The sequence below is a fragment of the Bifidobacterium sp. KRGSERBCFTRI genome (genome assembly GCF_025908335.1).
In genome coordinates, this window is the sequence record NZ_CP109653.1 from 2,446,229 (window position 1) to 2,467,155 (window position 20,927).

Genomic DNA, 20,927 nt, shown 5'->3' on the forward strand with positions numbered 1-20,927 from the left:
TAGTTGTTGGGTTCCGTGTTATTCGGCCTCGGCGGCCCACTGTGTCGCCAACGCGCTCAGACCTGAGGCGTGGGACCCTTTGAGCAGCACCAGCATGTCGGGGTGTTCGGCGTTGAGTGCGCGAATCAGATCATCGGCCTGCTGAGTGGTCTTCACCGCCCGAACCGGTCGCATGTCGTCTGCATCCTTCGCCTCGGTGCCGCCATCCGCAATGTCCTGCGCCAACGCGTTGAGTGAGGCGTCATCGCCGCCACCCACGCAGATCAGCGCATCCACACCGCCATCGAGCGCGTAGGCGCCAATCGTCCTGTGCAGGTTATGCTCATCGGAGCCGAGCTCAAGCATCGAGCCGAGCACGGCCACACGGTAAGGCTGCTGATCCTCCTGGCTACGCCATGCCATGAGGCCATCGATTCCCGCGCGCATGGAGTCCGGATTCGCGTTGAAGGAATCGTCGATGAGTGTGAATCGTGCACCATCCCGCTCCACCTCACTCACCGCCATGCGATGCGGGCTGATCCTGCGGGTATCCGCCAACACCTGGGCAATGCGTTCGAGCGGCATGCCCAGCAGCTTGGCCACGCTCGCCGCGGCCAACGCATTCATCACGTTGTGGCGGCCGCCGATGCCGAGCGACACACGCTGCTCCACTCCCTGCGAGGACACGAGTTCGAACACGGGATGCCCCAGATCGTCCAATGCAATGTCGTCGGCAGCCATATAGCCGTCGATATCATGTGCCTGCGCCTTGTCGATGCCGAACCAGAACACATCGCCCTTGGCAATCCCGCTCATCGCCGCCACACGCTCATCGTCTGCATTGAGCACCGTGATCGCATTCGGCGCCTCCCCACGTACGATCTCGCTCTTTGCCTGGGCGATGCGTTCCACCGAACCGAATTCACCCAAATGGGCGACGCCCACCTTGAGCACTACAGCGATGTCAGGCGGTGCGATCTTCGTGAGCCTGGCGATCTCACCGATGTGGTTGGCCCCCATCTCAGCCACCAGGTATCGCGTGCGTTCCCCCACCTTCAGTGCCGTCAAAGGCAGCCCGATCTCATTGTTGAACGATCCCTTCGGTGCCACGGTCTCGCCTTGCGTGCTCAGCAACGCATGGAGCAGGTCCTTCGTGGTAGTCTTGCCCACCGAACCGGTGATGCCGATGATCGTGAAGGGCTCATCGATGGCCTTGCGCGCCTCGAGATTGGCTTTGGCCAACGCCCCCAACGCCGCCACCGTATCGGGAACCACAATCTGCGCGATGGGAGCCGACTTGATCTCACGCTCCACCAGCGCCGCCGCGGCGCCTTGCCGTGCCGCCGCATCCACGAAATCATGGCCATCCACATGCTCGCCGGCAATCGCCACGAACAGCGCCCCGTCTACGACCTGCCGTGAATCGGTCACCACGCTCGTGGCGGTCACCGTCTCCAGGTCATCGCAGTCGCAATGCTCCGCAGAGCCATGCACGGCTTGCACCATCTGCGCCAACGTCATTCGCATCATGTCTGTTCCTCACCGTTCCTTTCGAAAAATCCTGCGCTCAGTGCAGTTCCCTCGACACCCGCAGAGCGCTGCGAATGTTCGCTTTCTTCACGCCTGCAGCCATCACCATGGCAATCGCCAGCGACAGCGACCTCACCTTGTCGAGCCCGAAATCCGCTTGCACGGCCATCTGATCGGTCTCATCGGTGCGGAAGGCGATATGCGTGCCTTCATCAATGCCGCAGCCATACCGTTCGCAGGCCTGTTCCACTAAGTCCTGCCCTGCCATGGGGTTGGCCACACCGTCATAGCCGATCACATCGGCCCCCACCGATTGCAGGGCGTCGGGCTGCAACGTGTTGTCGTCCAAGGCGAGAATCACCGCGGCGGCGCCATCCTCGGCGCATACCGAGAGCACCCGCTGCATGGAGAGAATATCCATCGGGTACCTCAAATCGAGGAATCGGTCCAACGACTGCGAGTCGCCGGCGCAGATTGTGCCCACTGGATTGCCGAGCATGTGCAGGAACTGGGAGAGCATCTCCACATTGGCATGGATCTGGTCATCGTTGATCCCGGCGATGGCGAACACCGCCAAAGTTCCCGCCGGATTCCCGGTCATATTCGATGCGATCTGGCCTATCTCGCGTGGGGTCGGGTCGGCGTACACCAAAGGGATGTCGGCTTCCAGATCGCTCGATCTCATCGACTTCGGGAGCATCACCGCATAGGCGCCTTTCCGTGAGGCGGCGGCCACCCTGGCGGCATCGATGCGTTTGCCCGGCATAAACAACGATCCGGCGGTCACCGAATCGATGTCGCTGGCCAGTGACGTGACGGTGACCGCGCGGGAGAACTTCGGCGAGAGCTCGTACCCGTACCGGTCTGCAAGCATGCCCAATGTGGTGCGGTGCGTGGCCGCTTCGCTCAGTGAACTCATATGAACTCCTTGCCTCACCATTCCACCGGGATGGCGTCCTTGCGCGGCGTGGATGCCGGCACTTCATACTTCTGCATGAGGAACTGGCCTATCTCCGCGGTGACCGGGCCGGCGGTCAGACCGCCATAGTTGCCTTCCGGGTCTCGAAGCACCACGGTGACCACATAGCGTGGGTTGTCGGCTGGGATGATGGCCGTGTAGTCGCTGATCAGCGATGACAGCTTGCCGTCATCGCCGACGATCTCGGCGGTTCCGGACTTCGAGGCGACACGGTAGCCGCTCACGCCGGCGAACTTCTGGTAGTGCTCCGCCACCGATTCCATGGCGTTGAGCAGCTCATTCGCCACGCTTTCATCGACGACGCGTTTGGATTCGCCGGGGTTGACCTTCTCCTCGCGCCCGTTGGAGGCCGTGACCGATTTGATGATGCTCTGGGGCTTCATCACGCCCTTGTTCGCCACGACGGCTATGGCGTTGGTCAGCTGCAGCGCGTTCGTGGAGTAGCCCTGACCGAACAGCACGGTATTGCGGGTACGGCCGTCCCATGCGTTCGCCGGCGTGAGCACGCCCTGCGATTCACCGGGAAGGTGCAGGGAGGAGGGTTGGCCTATGCCGAATTTCGACAGATACTCGTAGCGCTTGTCGTCGGGGAAATTGTCGGAGGCCTGGATGGTGCCCACATTCGAGGATTGCTCGAGCACACCGGCCAGCGTCCAACGCTCGGCGCCATGGTTGAACGAATCCTTGTAGGTCTGACCCTCCAGCGTGATGCTGTCAGGCACGGTGAAACGGTCACCCATATGGTGCAGCTTCTCCTGCAACAGACCGCCCATGGTGAACACCTTGCCAATGGAGCCGGGCTCGAACACCTGATTGACGCTTCGCGCCACCTGCACCTTGGCATCGCCGGATCCGGCCTCGATCTTGTCGGTGTCGGCCAGGGCAATGATCTCCCCGGTGCGAACGTCCTCCACCACGCCAATGCCCCAGCGCGCCTTGTACTTCTCCTGTGCATCGGCGAGAATCTTCTCCACACGCCATTGCACGTCACGATCGATGGTCAGCGTCACATTCGAGCCATCCACCGCCTCCTTCGAGTCGGTCATCGTGCCGGGGATCTCCTCACCGCCGTTACCTTGCTGGTACACCTGATAGCCGTCGGTGCCGGTGAGTGTCTTGTTCTGCAGCTGTTCGATGCCGGCGACCCCCTCGCCCTCGGCATTGACGCCCCCAAGCAACGCTCCCATGAGCGTGCCGTTCGAGTACAGGCGTTCATTGCTCAGCTCCGAATAGACAATGCCTCCCAAGTACAGCTGCGAAATCTTGCGTTTGACCTCGGGCGTCACGTCTTTCTTCAGTACGGCGTACTGGCCTGTGCCCGACAGCTTGCCGCCTATCTCCGAGGCGCTCATGCCAAGCAGCGGGGCGAGCAGCTGGGAGACCGCGGCCACACCTGTGGTGGTCAGCGGCTTGCCGTCGAGCTGCTGGCAATACGGCTTGGTCGCTGCCGTACATGCCGTCGGTTCGAAGGTCTGCGCCGCATCCGGATTGCCTATGATCGTGTAGCGCTCCACGCTTTGGGCCAGCACCACGCCGTTCGTGTCCATGATCTTGCCACGCTTGGCCTGCAACGTCACCTTGAGCGTACGGCTCTGCTGGGCGGCCATGGCCAATTGCGGGCCTTCGATGAGCTGAATGTACACCAGCTTGCCAAGGCAGCACACGGCCAGCACCGCCATCACCACCGTGATGACGATGGTGCGGCGCATCAACTGCGAGGCGCCATTCCATTTGGCTTTCAGGCCTTTCATTCGGTGGCACCTCCCTGACTGGTGTCATGCTGGTTTGACGTCGCCTGCTGCTCGGCTGATTCCCCTGTTGTCGCCTTCTCATCCTTTGGCGGCTGGTAGCCATTGAGATCTATCGTGAGGGATCCCGAGGCAGGCACCATATTGAGTTTCTGCGCACGATCCGGCAACGTGGCCTCCAGGTTCGAGAGCTTCGCCTGATTATCTTCCACATCCTGCCGAAGCATCGTGATGTTCTGCTCCACTTGCGACGATTCGAAGGAGTTCTCCACCATCTGGGTGCGCAGCATCAACGTGCCGATCCAGCACAGCACCAGAAACAGAATCGCAATGGTGGTGTGCAGCCATGGGCGCGGGCGGCTACGCGTCCACGCGATGACGGTGCTGGCCACATGAGCGCCATGCCCCGTCTCCTTGGCATGGTGCTCTCCGGACTCCACCACGTGCAGATGCGGGCGCTTGAGTGCCGGATCTGACTGCCTGCCCGCAGGTGACACATTCGAACGTGTCGATCGCATTGGAACCGCCATGTTATCCCCTCCTCGCCTGGGTACGGCGCCGGTGGCCATGTGCTCCGCGGACACCGTCCTCCGACCCTTGAGATTCCAGTTCGAAGGCATGGACCCAACGCTGCGGCAGCGGACGCGTAAGCTCGACCGCGCGCAATCTTACGGACGCGCTGCGCGGATTGTACGCGATCTCGCCGGCATCGGCTTTCACCGCTCCCTTGGTGAGCGCCTTGAAGAAAGGCTGCATGTCCGGCGGAATCACCGGCATATCTGCCGGGGCGTCAACCCGCAACCCCTGCGCCATGAAATTCTTCACCGTGCGATCTTCCAGCGAATGGTACGACTCCACAACCAAGCGACCGCCGACAGCAAGATGGAGCCCAATCTGAGGCAGTGTTCGCCGAAGCTTGTCGAGTTCTCCATTCACTTCGATGCGCAGTGCCTGGAACACACGTTTGGCCGGATTGCCGCTACCACGCCTGGCGGCCGGAATCACTGCATCGACCAAGGCGGTGAGCTGGCTCGAGGTCTCGAGGGGACTGCTCTGGCGCTGCTGTACGATGCGCTTGGCTATCGGCTTGCTGAAGCGCTCCTCGCCATACTCCTTGAATATATGCGCAAGCCGGTCCGCGTCGTAGGTCGCGAGAATCTCGCGGGCCGTCAACGCCTGAGAGGTGTCCATGCGCATGTCGAGCGGCGCATCATGCGCATACGAGAACCCACGTTCGCGTTCATCAATCTGCAGACTCGACAATCCCAGGTCCATGAACACGGCCTGCACCCGGCTCACCCCCTGTGCACGCAACACCTCGTCAAACTGGTCGAAAGCGGCGTGCACCGGAACGAATCGTGCGGACAACCCCTCCTGGGCAATGCGTGCGGTGGCCTTGTCCAATGCCTCCTCGTCACGGTCTATGCCGATCACCGTGGCGTTCGGGGCGGCCTTGAGGAACGCAATCGTATGCCCGGCCAGCCCGAGCGTGCAGTCCACGGCGACGGAATCCGAGGCATGCAAAGCGGGAGTGACGAGATCAACGCACTCCTGAAGAAGCACCGGCTTGTGAATCTGCGAGAAATCGGTCATCAGAACTCCAAGTCCGGCAGCACATCGTCGGCAATGTCCGAATATTCCGGCTCGTTGTCACTCAAATACTGCTCCCACGCCTTCCTGTTCCATATCTCGGCGCGCGTACCCACGCCGATCACCACAATGTCGTCACCGAGATCCGCATACTCGCGCAGCATCTGCGGCACCACCACACGCCCCTGCTTGTCGGTGTCCTGATCAACCGCGCCGCTGAGAAACACGCGCAGATACTGACGTGCCGCCTTGTTGCCCACCGAGACGCGCTGAATCTGTGCGGCGATGCGGCGGAACTCAGACTGCGGCAGCAGATATACGCAGCGTTCCTGCCCGCGCGCCATGACCATGCCCTCACCGAGCTGCGCACGCATCTTCGCCGGGATGGCCATGCGCCCTTTGGCGTCGATCTTCGGGTTGTACGTGCCGAGTAACAGCGGAGGAACCACCGGTGCGGAGGAGTCCGGCTCGACTGGTTCGTCGGTCATGGCTCCTCCTATCAACACGCATGCGAACTCTTCGTCTCTCCACTCTACCCCACCACTCACCTAAATTCCCCACCACACACCCAAAACCGACGAAACACGCGTTTCTTCACAAAAAACTCCGCTTCCGACACCACTCATGGCGCACTGACAGCGGCGTCCACCGCCTCAGGCACTCGAAAAGAACCGCATAGAATACCTGAAAATTCATTTTTTCCACTCAAATTGCAATCCGGAAAGATTGATTTCGCCCATTGCGATGCCATACGGATTGTTCTTCCGGGCATACGCCCCCACGGTAGCCGCCGATTGGTAAGATAGTGTGGCTTCAGTCAGACTAGGGAATGTACGGGAACATGTCACAGTACTCTTCGCAGATTCAGGAAGAACAACAGGTAGTGGACCGCGCCTACGGCAGGCTCGACGACCTTCGCACACAGGCGCGCGAACGCCTGAGCGACGTGCGCGCGGCCGGATCCCACGGCTCGCCCACGCAACGCACCGAACGTGACTCCTTCGCCACCATGTACGAGGATCGGCTCACCCAGCTGCGCGCCGTCGAGGACCGTCTGGTGTTCGGGCGCCTTGACGACGAGTCGGGGAACCGACGCTACATAGGTCGCATCGGCCTTTCCGACGAGAACCATGAGCCAATGCTCACGGATTGGCGCGCCGAGGCTGCACGGCCGTTCTACGAGGCGACTCCGTCGCATCATGGCGACATCGTGATGCGTCGCCATATCACGTTGCACTTCCGCGAGGTCGTGGGCATTGAAGATGAGGTGCTCGACGTGCATTCACCCCACGTCAACACCGCGTCCGAGCAGGGAACGCTCACGGGCGAGGGCGCCCTTCTGGCCTCCCTCGGGTCACGACGCACCGGCAAGATGACCGACATCGTGGCCACCATCCAAGGCGAGCAGGACCGCATCATCCGCGCGGCACTGCGCGGGGCCGTCATTGTTCAGGGAGGACCGGGCACCGGCAAGACCGCAGTGGCCCTGCATCGCGCCGCCTACCTGCTCTACACGCATCGCCGTATGCTCGACCGTTCCGGAGTGCTCGTGGTCGGCCCCAGCGAGGAGTTCCTGCACTATATCGATCAGGTGCTGCCGTCGTTGGGAGAGACGGGCGTGGTGAGCCGCACGATCGGTGAACTGATTCCGGGCATGGTGGCCGAGCGTCACGACGAACCGCATGTGGCACAGCTCAAAGGCGAACGCCGCATGGCCAATGCAATCGCCAACGCGGTGGCGGCGCGCGAACGGGTGCCGGCCAATCTGCCCACCGTGTATTTCAACGGCATTCCAGTCACCATGAGGGCAGCCGACGTCACCGAAGCCATCGCTGCGGCACGACGCACCCGTCAGCCGCACAACAAAGCGCGTGAGACCTTCGTGAACGAGATGCTCGAACGCATGCGCTCCCAGTACATCGAACAGCTCGACTACACCCCGGAGGCGGCTGAGGTCTCCGACTTCATGAGCCAGCTGCGCCTTTCCGATCCCATCCGCATCGCGCTCAACCTGGCATGGCTTCCCATGGACGCCAAATGGATGCTCGACCAGATGCTCTCGAAACCCGCGCAACTCAAGCGCTACGCCCCTTGGCTCACCGAGGCGCAGGTACGCATGCTCACGCGTGAACGCGGCGCCGCATTTACACGTTCCGACATCCCGCTGCTCGACGAGGCCATGGAACTGCTCGGCCCCGACCCTCGCGATGCTGCACGTGCCGCGGCGCGCAACGCCAAGCGGGAGGAGGAGGAACGCTTCGCCGCCGACACCTTGGCGCAGAATGGCATCGGCTCGGGCATCGTCAACTCGAAGATGCTGGTGGATCATATGAACGGCGGCGATGCCGAACTGGTGGCGCAACGTGCTGCCGCCGATCGCGAATGGACCTATGGCCACATTGTGGTGGATGAGGCGCAGGAACTCACTGCCATGGACTGGCGCATGCTCATACGCCGTTGCCCCTCACGCTCATTCACCATTGTGGGCGATGTCGCCCAGACTTCGGCCCTCGGCGGCACGCGCGACTGGAAGAAGACGATGACACCACTCTTCGGCGAGCATAACTGGAGCCTCAATGAACTGACGATCAACTACCGCAACCCGCAGGAGGTCTCAAACCTCGCCTCGTCTTTCGCCGAGCGCGAAGGACTCTATATTTCCACAGTCAAGGCGATTCGCTCGATTCCCGACTCGGTGCAGCGTCTGGTGGTGGACGACGACACGACGATGTACGACGAACTGAGCTTCCACGCGGCATCGCTCGCCAAGGAATTCATTGACAGCGACGGCAATGGCCGTGTGGCCGTCATTGTGCCCCAGGAAATCAAAGACGCCGCCCGCAGTGCCATCTCACGGAGGTTCAAGCGCATCGCCGACACCAGTCAGATGCACATCGAGGATTCCCAGTTGCTGGTCTGCGACGCCCAGTCGGTGAAAGGCCTGGAATACGATGCGGTGATTGTGGCCCAGCCGGGACTGATTGCACAGGAGGCCCCAAGTCGTCTGGCTGCGGCGGCTGATCTGTATGTGGCGTTGACACGCCCGACCCAGCGTCTGCTTATAGTACGGACAAGAGAAGATGAAAACCTACTGACCCTTTAAGGTGGGAAGCATGCCTAAAGCTCTACTGTTGGAAAACATTCATCCACTCGCCGCGGAGAGCCTTCGCGCCCACGGATTCGAAGTGGAGACCCGCAAGGGTGCGCTCTCGGAACGGGAACTCATCGACGCGCTCGAGGGTGTCGACGTGCTTGGCGTACGTTCCAAGACCACGGTGACCCGAGCGGTCATCGATGCACGCCCCACATTGACCGCCATCGGCTGCTTCTGCATCGGCACGAACCAAGTGGACCTGAACCATGCCGCCAAGAACGGCATCGCTGTATTCAATGCACCATATTCGAACACGCGTTCCGTGGTGGAACTGGTGATCTGCGACATCATATGCCTGATGCGACGCATCCCCGCCCACACACACCACATGAAGCATGGTGTATGGGACAAGTCTGCTTCCGGCTCCCATGAGGTTCGCGGCAAGACCCTCGGCATCATCGGCTACGGCAACATCGGTTCGCAGCTCTCGGTACTCGCCGAGGCGCTCGGCATGAGTGTCATCTTCTACGACCTCGAGGAGAAACTCGCGCTCGGTAATGCACGTCGATGCGAAACGCTCCACGAGCTGCTCAACGAGGCAGACGCCGTGACCATCCACGTGGACGGCCGCAAGTCGAACACCGGCTTCTTCGGCGAGAAGCAATTCTCGCAGATGAAGCAGAACGCCATCTTCATCAACGCCTCCCGAGGCTTCGTCGTCGACCTCGATGCACTGAAGGAGCACCTAGATTCAGGGCATCTTTCAGGGGCCGCCATTGACGTGTTCCAGAACGAACCGAAGAAGACCGGCGACCCGTTCTCCACACCGCTGGCCGATGAGGACAACATGATCCTCACCCCGCACATCGGCGGTTCGACGCTGGAGGCGCAGGAGAACATCGCGCAGTTCGTCTCCCAAAGGCTTGAGGATTATTGGTTCAAGGCATCAACCATGCTCTCCGTGAACCTGCCGCAAATCACCACCGGTCCCTGTAAGGGAGCGGCACGCATCGCCCATCTGCACGCCAACCTGCCGGGCGTGCTGGCCAAGGTGAACCAGGTGCTTGGTGAGCAGGACATCAACATCAGCGCACAAGCGCTCGGAACCGAAGGCGAGATCGGCTATGTGGTGACCGATGTGACCAAGTGTCCCGACGAGGTCACCATCGACGCGCTGGACGCCATCACCGGCACGATCCGCACCCGGGTCATCGAAAGCTGATACCCACAGCTGATGCTGGTTTCCGCTTGCCCGGCTGGACAAGCGGAAACCAGCATTTATTCCGAATCCCTCAGTGCATCGATGGCGTGCTGGAAATCCTCGAGATCTTCGAAGTTCTGGTACACACTGGCAAACCGCAAGTAGGCGACCTCGTCGAGATCTTTCAGCGGTCTCAGAATCGCCTTGCCCACCTCGTCGGACGGAACCTGCGCCACGCCACGGGCACGGAGATCCTCCTCCACCTGCTGACCGAGTCGTTTCAGATCATCCTCGTGAATGGGCCTGCCCTGACATGCTTTGCGAACACCGGCAATGACCTTGTTCCTGTCGAACTGTTCGACGTTGCCGGACCGTTTCTTCACCAACAGCATCGTGGTTTCAAGCGTACTGAAGCGCGCACCGCAATTGGGGCATTCACGACGCCGGCGAATCGAGTGGCCGTCGTCGCTGATTCGGGTATCGATCACCTTGGTATCGGGATTCTGGCAGAAAGGACAATGCATACTCCAAGAATACCGCGCCCACGGCCCATGTTCGCATTGCCCCGAATATATTAGCGCATGACGTGTCATGATATGACACCTGATGACATAGCACTCACAACGGAATCACCAGGTGCTGACCCGCCCGAAGGCTGCCCCCACGCAGATTGTTCACCTGTTTGAGCCGTTCCACCCGCTGGTAGGCACTGGACGAATCACCGGGGAATCTCGAAGCGATGCTCCACAACGAATCTCCAGGTTGCACCGTATAGTGCACGACTTCCGAGGAAGCCGCCTCCACAACAGCATCGCTTTCACGCGCGCCAGCAGTCACACAACACAGCGCGAAACAGGCCGATATAGTCACCACCACGGCAAGAACACGGTGATGTGCGCGAAGGAAGGAATTCCGATATCGCTCGCTCACCGTCTTCGCCTGCACCTGCACAATCGACTTCGAACGCATGACCACTCCTTCGAACAAATGTTCTAACAGCTGCAGTCCATATTCGCACATCTGTTCGACGATGTCAATCCGTTCGAACATCTGTTTGATTTTTCAGGCGTTTCGCGGTAGGGTATGCACATAGGAAAGGACACGACATGAGCAACCTCGACGCACCCACGCCGGCCGGAAGCCGACCGAGCCTGGAATCACTCACGAAACGGCAGCTACAGGTACTCGATGCCATCCGCAAGCTCTTGGAGGAACAGGGGTTCGCGCCGTCGTTGCGGGAAATCGGCAAAGCCGCCAACCTCAAGAGCACATCATCGGTGCAGCATCAGCTCCATGCATTGGAAAGCAAAGGATTCATCCGCCGCGACCCCAATAAAGGCCGGGCCATCGAGCTTGTTGAGACACAGGACGGCACATCCGGCGGCAATCCCATCGTTCCCTTCGACGGCATGGATTTGGAACCATCCGACTTCCTCGACGTCCCCCTGGTCGGCGCCATCGCCGCGGGGCAGCCGATCACCGCCGAGCAGCATGTGGAGGATGTCATGCGTCTGCCAGTGCGTCTCACCGGAACCGGCAATCTGTTCATGCTCGAGGTCAAAGGCGACTCGATGATCGACGCGGCCATATGCGACGGGGACTTCGTGGTCGTGCGCGAACAGCACAATGCAGAGAACGGCGACATTGTGGCCGCGCTGCTTGACGACGAGGCCACCGTGAAAACATTCCGGCAGGAGCACGGTCATACTTGGCTCATCCCCCACAATCCGAACTACGCACCCATCGACGGCACCCATGCACAGATCATGGGCAAGGTCGTCACCGTACTACGCAAAATCTGACGGATCAACATTGTCGGAAGGAACCGGCGACTACAGACTTACCCCTGTGTTGACCTAAATGGGACCCCAAAGCATTTTGCCGTAGGGTCCCATTCATATCTCTTACCCTCTTACCCTCTTCCCCATCCTCGCATCGCCATCCATCCCACATCTGGGAGCACTCCATCCCCGGCTGCCCCGATAGGGTCACAGCATCTCGTGGAATATGGTCCGTAGGCAAACGCGACCAATACAAAACGACCATAGTCGGGCCAACTATGGTCGTTCAGCGAACGCATCCATCACTCAACGACCATAATTCATCAAAGTATGGTCGTTTATGCAACAAGTCCGTCACGAAACGCCCATGGCAACCGCTCCGCCAATCTGCATACGGCGGCGATCATTCATGGATCTGCCCCACGTCGACGTTCGAATACCCCTCCGGCTCCAGCTGGAATGTGGTATGCGCGATCGACACCGGGAAATGCTGTCGCGTGCAATCCTGCAGCTGTCTGAGCACCTCGCCTGCCTGGGCCACGGTCAGATCCGGCTCAACAATGACGTGCGCGGTGAGAATGGGCATGCCGGTGGAGACGACGCTCGCATGCAGATCATGCACGGCCAGAACGTGCGGCACGCCCAGCAAGTGCTCGCGCACCGTGTCGAGATCGAGACCATCCGGCGTCTCCTCGAGCAACACACGCATCGCATGGTGGAGCAGCCCGTAGGCCCGCGGGATCATCAGCAATGCAATCAGCGCGCCGGCGATGGCGTCGAATCCGCTCCAACCCGTGCACATGAGCACAATGCTCGAGATGATCACCGCAACCGAGCCGAGCGCATCATTGCACACCTCGAGGAACGCGGCGCGCATGTTCATGTTGTCATTCGACTGTGCTCGCAGCACGAACATGGATCCGATATTCGAAGCCAAGCCGAGAATGCCGAAGAACAACAGCAGCCGAACATCGTGCACGGACTCGGATTCCACACCGGTGAGCCTGAGCACCGCCTCGATGAGCGCATACAGGCCCACGAACATGAGCACCAGTCCTCCACCGGCGGCGGTGATGATCTCCAGACGGGCCCAGCCCCACGTCTTCGACTTGTCGGGCTTGCGACGCATGAGCGCGGCCGTGACGGTCGATGCGGTGAGCACGGCGACATCGGTGGTCATATGCCCCGCATCAACCAACAACGCCAAGGAACCGGTGAGCGCAGCACCCACGACCTCGGCCACCAGGATCGTGGCCGTCAGCGCCAAGGTGACGATGAGTCGTTTGAAGTGCCCTTCGGTGCCGTTCACCGGTGCGTGGGAATGCTCGTGCGCCATCTCTCCCCCCATATTCTCGTGTCAAGTGGTGTATCCAGTATGCGCCGGGCATCCGTGACACGCCAGAAAAAGAAATGCCGCCGAATAATCGGCGGCACTCATATCATCGCGAATCAGAAGCCGAACTGGGCGGCCGTCTCACGCAGCGTCTCGGCGGAGCGCTTGAGGGCTGCAAGCTCGCGGTCGGAAACCGGCGTATTGATGCGGGAGTTTACGCCGTTGCGGTTGAGCAACGTAGGAACCGACATGCACACGTCGGAAATGCCATGGAAGTCGCTCAGCAGCGACGAAACCGGCAGAATGCGGTTGGAGTCCTTGAGAATGGCCTCGATGATGTCGACGCCGGACATGGCGATGGCGTAGTTCGTCGCGCCCTTGCCGTTGATGATCTTGTAGGCCGCGTTCTTCACTTCCTGGTGGATGCGCTCGCGAGCCTCAGCATCGAGCGGCTCATGGCCCGGCAGTGCCTGCCAATCGCACATCGGAACGCCGCCGATGGTGGCGGAGGCCCACAGCGGGACCTCGGAATCGCCGTGCTCACCGGCGATGTATGCGTGCACGTTCTTGACGTTCACACCGGTCTGCTGGGCGATGAGGAAGCGCAGACGAGCAGAGTCGAGGTTGGTGCCGGAGCCGAACATACGTGATGCCGGCAGACCGGAGAGCTTCATGGCGACATGGGTGACGATGTCCACCGGGTTGGTGATGAGCATGTAGATCGCGTTCGGGGCGACCTTGAGCATGTTCGGGATGATCGACTTCATGATGTTGATCGTGGCACCGGCCAGATCGAGGCGGGACTGACCCGGCTTCTGGCGTGCGCCGGCGGTGATGACGACCATGTCGGCGTCACGGCAGACCTCAGGGTCGTCGGAGCCCTCGATGGAAACGGTCGGGAAGAAGCTGGAACCGTGCTGCATGTCGAGCACCTCTGCCTCGACACGCTCCTTGGCGATGTCCTGCAATGCGATCTCACGGGCGATGCCACGCTCCGCAGCCGCGAACGCAAGAGTGGAACCGACTGCACCGGCTCCGACGATGGCAAGCTTGGTTGGCTTAATTGGCGAATTCACCATACTGACGACCTCTCATACTACCCGCTTATGGCGGGATTCACATATCTTTCACCTGTACTTTAGCAGAATCGCGCCACAGCGGTGCCTCTCGCGATTCTTTTTATAGTTCAATGCGAACACAATACGAGCATGTTTCAACGAGCCGTATACACCACAGCATCGGTGTGATCTGCATCACTCCCCGCCCTCCCCGTGTTCCGGGGCATCCGTCTCGTGCAGGGCCACGTCCATGATTCGCGCCGCCAGTCTTTCGTCCACAAAAGCCTGCAGCATAATGCCGTCATCGCGGTATTCCAGCGACTCCAGGCGCCCATACTCGCGGACCTTCGCCAGCAACGATCCCTCGGTGTATGGCAGCAACGCCTCGACATGCACATCCGGATCGACGAGCATCGACTCGACGTCGGCCCGCAATGCGTCCACGCCCTCGCCGGTGGCAGACGAAACGATATGCGCATCGGGTGCGAGCGCATGCAGACGCTCGCGTTTGGCATCGTCAATGAGGTCGGCCTTGTTGAACACGGTGATCACCGGCAGTCGCTCCACACCGTCTATGGTCTGCAGCACCTCGTTCACCGCGTCGATCTGAGAGAACGGATCGGGGTGCGAGGCATCGACCACGTGCACGATGAGGTCGGCGTCTGCAATCTCCTCAAGCGTCGATTTGAACGCCTCCACCAAATTAGTGGGCAGCCGGCGTACGAAACCGACGGTGTCCACATAGGCATAGAGTCGGCCGTCGCGCGTCTGCGTGCGGCGCACCGCCGTGTCGAGGGTGGCGAACAGCGCGTTCTCCACCAGTTCGGTCGAACCGGTCAGCCGGTTGGTCAGCGACGATTTGCCGGCATTCGTGTAACCGACGACGGCGATGGTAGGCAATCCGTAACGTCGGCGTGATCCGCGCTTGACCTCGCGCGTGCCCGACATCTCCTTGATCTGCTTGCGCAGTCTCGCGATGCGGGTGCGGATCACACGACGGTCCATCTCGATCTTCGTCTCACCCGGGCCGCGGGAGCCGATGCCGGCGTCGGCACCGGCGGCCCGGCCGCCCGCCTGCCGTGACAATGCGGCGCCCCAACCGCGCAGACGCGGCAGCATGTACTGCAACTGCGCGAGCTCCACCTGGGCCTTGCCTTCACGAGAGGTGGCATGCTGTGCGAAGATGTCGAGGATCACCGCGGTGCGGTCCACCACCTTGACGTGGGTCAGATCCTCCAAGGCACGCCGTTGGCTCGGCGGCAGGTCGGCGTCCACGATGATCGTGTCCGCGTCGTTCGCGGCGACGATGTCCGCTATCTCACGCGCCTTGCCGGAACCCACATATGACGTCCCATCAGGCCGTGACCGCTGCTGCAGCACGCCGTCGCACACCTCGGCGCCCGCCGTCTCGGCGAGCGCGGCGAGCTCGCGCAACGACTCCTCGGCCTGCGCGAACGTCGACTCCCGGGAAGACCACACCCCCACCAATACGACCTTCTCCAGCCGAACCTTGCGGTATTCGACCTCGGTGACGTCTTCGAGCTCTCCCAGACCGGCCACATGCTTGAGCTCGTTGCGCCCTTCACGCTCGCGCCAGGTCTCGTCCTCACCCCGCCAGCCGGCGTGGTCGTCGTCGAGCAGCACCTGCGACTGCCCGTCGAGCACGTTCTGCGAATCTGTGGTCTGCGAATCCTCGGTATATCTCGGGTTGCCCATGCGGCCCCCGTTCTCGAATATGGTCAAAAGCGCCTTTCTTTTGAACTGCAAGCGTTCTTATATCATGGTACGTATAGTGAACAAGACAGGTACGGCAAATATTTCAGTATTTCATGGAAACGGGGATGTCATGGGCAAGTCGAATGGCACGGCGAACGAACAGTACTTCAGCTCCGCGCCACAGTCCGCCGATGTACGCAAGACACTCGAGGTGACATTGCGCGACCATCCGGTCACCGTCGAGACATCCAATGGCGTCTTCTCGGCACACCGCGTGGATCTTGGCACCTCCGTGCTGCTCCGGCATGCGCCCATGCCCCCGCTTGAGGGCACGTTCCTCGATCTCGGTTGCGGCTGGGGTGCCATCGCGCTCGCGCTCGCATTGGAATCGCCGGAGGCCACCGTATACGCGGTCGATGTCAACGAACGCGCGATCGAACTGGCACGCAGCAACGCCGAGGCGAACGGCTGCGGGAATATTCACGCCGGCACTGCGGCTGTTGTACCTGGTGACGTGCGCTTCGACGTGATCTGGTCGAACCCTCCGATCCGCATCGGCAAGGAAGCGCTCCACGAACTGCTCATGGAGTGGCTTCCGCGCCTCGTCTCCGACGGCCATGCCTATTTGGTGGTGCAGCGCAATCTGGGCTCCGATTCGCTCATCCCCTGGCTTGCCGAGCATCTCGGCGACGGCTACGAAGTGGGCAAATACGCCAGTTCGAAGGGCTACCGGGTGATTGACGTGCATAAGCTCGCCTAGCACAGCGCAATACCTGAACACCGATTATCTTCAGAAAGACGTTATGAAATTCGAATACCCCGATCAGCTGCCTGTCTCGGCCGCACGCGAAGCCATCGCCAACGCGGTGCGTTCCAGTCAGGTGGTGATCATCTCCGGGCAAACCGGTTCCGGCAAGACCACGCAGCTGCCGAAGATCCTGCTCGAACTCGGTCGCGGCTCGCATGGCAAGCAGATTGTGCACACGCAGCCACGCCGTCTCGCCGCGCGCACCGTGGCCGAACGCCTCGCCGACGAGATGGGCGTGCGCCTGGGCGACGAAATTGGCTACCAGGTGCGGTTCACCGACGAAAGCTCGCCGAAGACACGCCTGCGCGTGGTCACCGACGGCATTCTGCTCGCGCAGATCCAACGCGATCCGAAACTGACACGCTATGACACGATCATCATCGACGAGGCGCACGAACGCAGTCTCAACATAGACTTCCTGCTCGGCTATCTCACCGCCCTGCTGCCGTTGCGTCGCGACCTGAAGCTCATCATCACCTCCGCGACAATCGATTCGGCGAAGTTCCAGAAGCATTTCGAAGACGCACTGCGCACCGAGGTACCGGTAATCGAGGTCTCCGGCCGCACGTACCCGGTCACGATCTGCTATGAGCCGCTGGGAGGCACTCCCGCGCTGATGAGGCATGTTCCCGGGTTTGCGGACGGAACGGCCGGCGACGACATCACGAACCCGGACGCCGAGGCAATGGACATGCCCACCGCGGTCGCTCGCGCATGCACCGAATTGGCGATTCTCTCCACGCATGACCAAGGACCACGTGACATTCTCGTGTTCGCCTCCGGCGAGCGCGACATCCGCGACTTCGAGCAGGCGCTCCGCCATCATTTCGGCCCGCGTGCCGCCGACATGCGCAGGCCGGACGCCATCGAGATCGTGCCGTTGTTCGCACGTCTGAGCGCCAAGGAACAGCATCGCGTGTTCGAACCGCATACGCACCAGCGCATCGTCATCGCCACGAACGTGGCCGAGACATCGCTCACGGTGCCGGGCATACGCTATGTGGTGGATCCGGGTACCGCGCGTATCTCGCGCTATTCGAAGCAGGCGAAAGTGCAGCGGCTGCCCATCGAGCCGATCTCGCAGGCGAGTGCCGACCAGCGTTCGGGTCGCTGCGGCCGTATCGCCGACGGCATTGCGATCCGCCTGTATTCGAGTGAGGATTACGAGTCACGCCCGCGTTTCACCGAGCCGGAGATTCTACGCACGTCGCTCGGCGCGGTCGTGCTGCACATGCTCTCGGTGGGCGTGGCGAGGACGGCGGAGGACATCACCGATTTCGGATTCATCGACCCGCCTGACATCAAGGCGGTCTCCGACGGCATCAACGAACTCACCGAATTGCGTGCGATTTCTCGCAAACGCGGCGTCATGCAACTGACGCACACCGGGCGCCAGCTTGCGCGCATACCGATTGACGTGCGTCTGGGCCGCATGGTGATCGAGGCCGCCCGCTCCACCACGCCGAACACCTTGGCCGCAGTGCTCGTCGTCGTGGCGTTCCTGAGCCTGCAGGATCCGCGTGAACGCCCCGAGGAGAAGCGCGAGGAGGCGGATTGCATCCACAACCGCTACGCCGACGAGACCAGTGATTTTCTCACCGCACTGAACATATGGGACCGCGCATATGGGGCGGATGGCGAGATGAGCAGCCATGCACTGCGCAGGCTGTGCAAGACTGAATACCTGCATTTCCTGCGTATGCGCCAGTGGAGGGATCTCGTCTCGCAGCTGCGCGAACTGTGCCGCGAACTCAAGTTCAATGTGGGCGAACCGATTCCGGTGTCGCGACCGCCGCGTGAGATCCGGGAACTGCCGATCAGCCAGCAGGCTGCGCATTCGCTCGCCTGTTCATGGGACAGCCAAGGCATTCACACCTCCATGTTGGCCGGTCTCCTCTCGATGATGGGCATGCAGGTCGTGCATGAGCCGAAGGCATCTGATTTCACCGGTCTCAAGGGTGCCGCCCGAGCGCGGGCGATGAAACGTGCACAGAAGATGGCGAAGAACGATTACTTGGGTGCGCGAGGCACGCATTTCGCGATTTTCCCGGCGTCGGCACTCTCGAAATCCACGCCGAGCTGGGTGATGAGCACCGAACTCGTGCAGACGAGCCGGTTGTGGGCGCGCTACTGCGCTGCAATCGACCCTGCGTGGGCGGAGCCGCTCGCCGGCAATCTGACCCGCACCACGTATGCGAACCCGCACTGGTCCGCCTCACGTGGCTCCGCAGTGGCGGAATCGAATGTGCTGCTGTATGGGCTGCCCATCGTGCAGGGGCGCACCGTGCAGTGGGGGCGCATCAACCCGCTCGAGGCTCGTGATTTCCTGATTCGTCAGGGACTTGTGGAAGGTGAGATTCAGCAGCGGTTCGCGCACGACGAGTTCATCGACGCCAACCGGTCGGTTATCGAGGAGGCCCAGGAGGAGTCGAATCGCACACGTCAGGTGGCGCAGACGGTGAGCGACGAGGATCTGTACGATTTCTACAACGAGGTGATTCCGAACACGGTGACCTGCGTGGCTGACCTGGCGAAATGGTGGAAGGGCGAGTTTGAGGCTCACCCGCATCTGCTTGATTTCGATCCGTCCAAGGTGGAGCGGCTCCTCGATCAGGAATCGGTGAGCATGGAGGACTTCCCCGACCACTGGGTCGCCGTCGGTTCCGACGAGCGTGTGATTGAGCTGCGGCTGAGCTACGTTTACGACACGCACGATCCTGCGGACGGCGTCACCGTGCACATTCCGCTCGGCGTGCTCTCACGCATCTCGGCACCGCAGTTCAGCTGGAATGTGCCCGGGCTGCGTCATGAGCTCATTGTGGCGATGATCAAGGCATTGCCGAAGGCGCTGCGCGTGCAGTTCGTGCCGGCGCCAGACACCGCGACGAAGATCGAGGACTGGATCGACTCCCATTTCCAAACCGACCCGGGTTCCGGCACACTGGATTCCCCTGCACAGGTTGACGGGGGCGTGTGGCCGGATTTCGCGCACGTGTTCACACAGGCCGCCATCGAGGTGGTCGGGGCGCAGATTCACCCGGAGGTGCTCGATGGCCTCGCCGACAAGCTGCCGCCATACCTGCGCATGAATTTCGTGATCGAGCAGCCGAAGCCCCGGCCGAAGCGTGCCCACCGCCGCCGTTCGTACGACGATGGCGTGGTGGTGCTCGGCACAGGCAAGTCGCTGGTCGAGCTACAGCGCCAGTTTGCCGAACAGGCGCAGGAATCCGCACGCAAAATCGTGCACCGGCAGGCCCAGAAGGCCGCCGAGCAGGGTCAGGTGGTGGCCGAGGCGGATCTGCTGCGCAAAGCCGGTGCCACCACGGAGGCGCGCGAGGAGATGCTCTGGCGAGGGGCGCTCGATCGGCTGCGCCTGCCTGCCGAACGCATCTCGTCACGCTGGCTCGGTGCCGAGGCCCTCATGCTCGCATCGGCTCCGTATTCGACCACGAAGGCGCTCGCCGACAACCTGCAGTTGCAGACGGTGAAGCGATTGCTGCCAGACATTGCGAAACTGAGCTCCGACGAGGCGTTGAGTGAGGCCGTGGATGGCGTCAAAGAAGTGTTCGAGGACGCCGTGTATGAGGTGGCCAAGGACGCGATCGAGGTGCTGCGGGCCTATGCGCAGGTAGACAAGGCGGTCAGCGGCAAGGCCGACCTGCCCATGCTCTCGGTGCTGCAGTCGGTGCGCGAACATATCGCCACACTCGTGCATCCCGGTTTCATCGGCGCCACGCCGCCCGATTCATTCCGCAGACTGCCGGTCTACCTGCAGGCCGACATGATCAGACTCTCCAAGGCGAAAACCGACAAGAACCGCGATGTGCGCTGGGCGTGGCAGGCCGACGAAGCCAAACAAATCGTCGACAAAGCGCTCGAAAAGGCACGCAAGGAGCCGGCCGGGGCCAAGCACGACGAGCTCATGGCCAAGGCGCTCAAGGCACGCTGGATGCTCGAGGAGTTCTACGTGTCGCTCTGGGCGCAAGAGCTCGGCACTCCTTACCCGGTAAGTGTGCAGCGCATCCAGAAGGCACTGCGTTAGTTTCCCCATGTGCATGCATATCCAAGCGGCGGGGTGTTCCGAATCACATTCGGAACACCCCGCCGCTT

General features: G+C 61.4%; 16 protein-coding genes. 5 read left to right on the forward strand and 11 right to left on the reverse strand.

Annotation, left to right across the window (positions count from 1 at the left end):
• Positions 1–18 precede the first annotated feature (18 nt).
• From OGI63_RS10605 to mraZ, 6 genes are read right to left on the reverse strand one after another with little or no spacing between them, the layout of a single operon-like run.
• A complete protein-coding gene (locus tag OGI63_RS10605) occupies positions 19–1,509 on the reverse strand; it encodes a UDP-N-acetylmuramoyl-tripeptide--D-alanyl-D-alanine ligase (protein WP_004218644.1) in 1,491 nt (496 codons plus the stop codon).
• A 37-nt stretch (positions 1,510–1,546) separates the two neighbouring features.
• Positions 1,547–2,428 carry a hypothetical protein gene (locus tag OGI63_RS10610; protein ID WP_004218643.1) on the reverse strand — a complete coding sequence of 294 codons (882 nt, stop codon included), beginning with the start codon at positions 2,426–2,428 and terminating at the stop codon, positions 1,547–1,549.
• 14 nt (positions 2,429–2,442) lie between these two features.
• Positions 2,443–4,239, reverse strand: coding sequence for a peptidoglycan D,D-transpeptidase FtsI family protein (locus OGI63_RS10615; RefSeq protein WP_004218641.1), 1,797 nt, complete (start codon positions 4,237–4,239; stop codon positions 2,443–2,445).
• On the reverse strand, positions 4,236–4,766 hold the full coding sequence (locus tag OGI63_RS10620) for a hypothetical protein (RefSeq protein WP_004269193.1): 531 nt from the start codon (positions 4,764–4,766) through the stop codon (positions 4,236–4,238). Before OGI63_RS10620 ends, OGI63_RS10615 begins: the two co-directional genes overlap by 4 nt.
• Position 4,767: 1 nt before the next feature.
• Entirely contained in the window at positions 4,768–5,829 is a 1,062-nt protein-coding gene (gene rsmH / locus OGI63_RS10625; RefSeq protein WP_004218638.1) for a 16S rRNA (cytosine(1402)-N(4))-methyltransferase RsmH, read from the reverse strand.
• Entirely contained in the window at positions 5,829–6,314 is a 486-nt protein-coding gene (gene mraZ, locus OGI63_RS10630; protein ID WP_004218636.1) for a division/cell wall cluster transcriptional repressor MraZ, read from the reverse strand. The genes rsmH and mraZ overlap by 1 nt, the downstream gene beginning before the upstream one ends.
• 353 nt (positions 6,315–6,667) lie before the next feature.
• Between mraZ and OGI63_RS10635 the strand changes: the two genes are divergently transcribed.
• Complete coding sequence (locus tag OGI63_RS10635) at positions 6,668–8,929, forward strand: HelD family protein (protein ID WP_004218634.1); 2,262 nt, start codon at positions 6,668–6,670, stop codon at positions 8,927–8,929.
• 10 nt (positions 8,930–8,939) lie between these two features.
• Positions 8,940–10,142 (forward strand): phosphoglycerate dehydrogenase, encoded by a 1,203-nt coding sequence (gene serA / locus OGI63_RS10640; RefSeq protein ID WP_004269196.1) that lies wholly within the window; start codon positions 8,940–8,942, stop codon positions 10,140–10,142.
• 56 nt (positions 10,143–10,198) lie between these two features.
• On the opposite strand, the gene nrdR is transcribed toward serA, so the two are convergent.
• The gene (gene nrdR, locus OGI63_RS10645) at positions 10,199–10,645 is read right to left on the reverse strand and encodes a transcriptional regulator NrdR (RefSeq protein WP_004218632.1); all 447 of its coding nucleotides are present in this window, start codon (positions 10,643–10,645) and stop codon (positions 10,199–10,201) included.
• A 94-nt stretch (positions 10,646–10,739) separates the two neighbouring features.
• Positions 10,740–11,171 carry a LysM peptidoglycan-binding domain-containing protein gene (locus OGI63_RS10650; protein ID WP_004218630.1) on the reverse strand — a complete coding sequence of 144 codons (432 nt, stop codon included), beginning with the start codon at positions 11,169–11,171 and terminating at the stop codon, positions 10,740–10,742.
• A gap of 56 nt (positions 11,172–11,227) precedes the next feature.
• Here OGI63_RS10650 and lexA point away from each other — a divergent pair, with 56 nt between their 5' ends.
• Complete coding sequence (gene lexA / locus OGI63_RS10655) at positions 11,228–11,923, forward strand: transcriptional repressor LexA (RefSeq protein WP_004218629.1); 696 nt, start codon at positions 11,228–11,230, stop codon at positions 11,921–11,923.
• 382 nt (positions 11,924–12,305) lie between these two features.
• On the opposite strand, the gene OGI63_RS10660 is transcribed toward lexA, so the two are convergent.
• The 3 genes from OGI63_RS10660 to hflX all read right to left on the reverse strand — a co-directional run bounded on the left by OGI63_RS10660 (position 12,306) and on the right by hflX (position 16,009).
• The gene (locus OGI63_RS10660; RefSeq protein ID WP_004218628.1) at positions 12,306–13,238 is read right to left on the reverse strand and encodes a cation diffusion facilitator family transporter; all 933 of its coding nucleotides are present in this window, start codon (positions 13,236–13,238) and stop codon (positions 12,306–12,308) included.
• A gap of 113 nt (positions 13,239–13,351) precedes the next feature.
• On the reverse strand, positions 13,352–14,314 hold the full coding sequence (locus tag OGI63_RS10665; RefSeq protein WP_004218626.1) for an L-lactate dehydrogenase: 963 nt from the start codon (positions 14,312–14,314) through the stop codon (positions 13,352–13,354).
• Between the two features lie 174 nt (positions 14,315–14,488).
• Complete coding sequence (gene hflX / locus OGI63_RS10670) at positions 14,489–16,009, reverse strand: GTPase HflX (protein ID WP_012619834.1); 1,521 nt, start codon at positions 16,007–16,009, stop codon at positions 14,489–14,491.
• 130 nt (positions 16,010–16,139) lie between these two features.
• Here hflX and OGI63_RS10675 point away from each other — a divergent pair, with 130 nt between their 5' ends.
• Both OGI63_RS10675 and hrpA read left to right on the forward strand, forming a co-directional pair.
• Complete coding sequence (locus OGI63_RS10675) at positions 16,140–16,769, forward strand: class I SAM-dependent methyltransferase (RefSeq protein WP_004218620.1); 630 nt, start codon at positions 16,140–16,142, stop codon at positions 16,767–16,769.
• A 43-nt stretch (positions 16,770–16,812) separates the two neighbouring features.
• Positions 16,813–20,859: an ATP-dependent RNA helicase HrpA gene (hrpA, locus tag OGI63_RS10680; RefSeq protein WP_004218618.1), complete on the forward strand. Its 4,047-nt coding sequence runs from the start codon at positions 16,813–16,815 to the stop codon at positions 20,857–20,859.
• Positions 20,860–20,927: the final 68 nt, after the last annotated feature.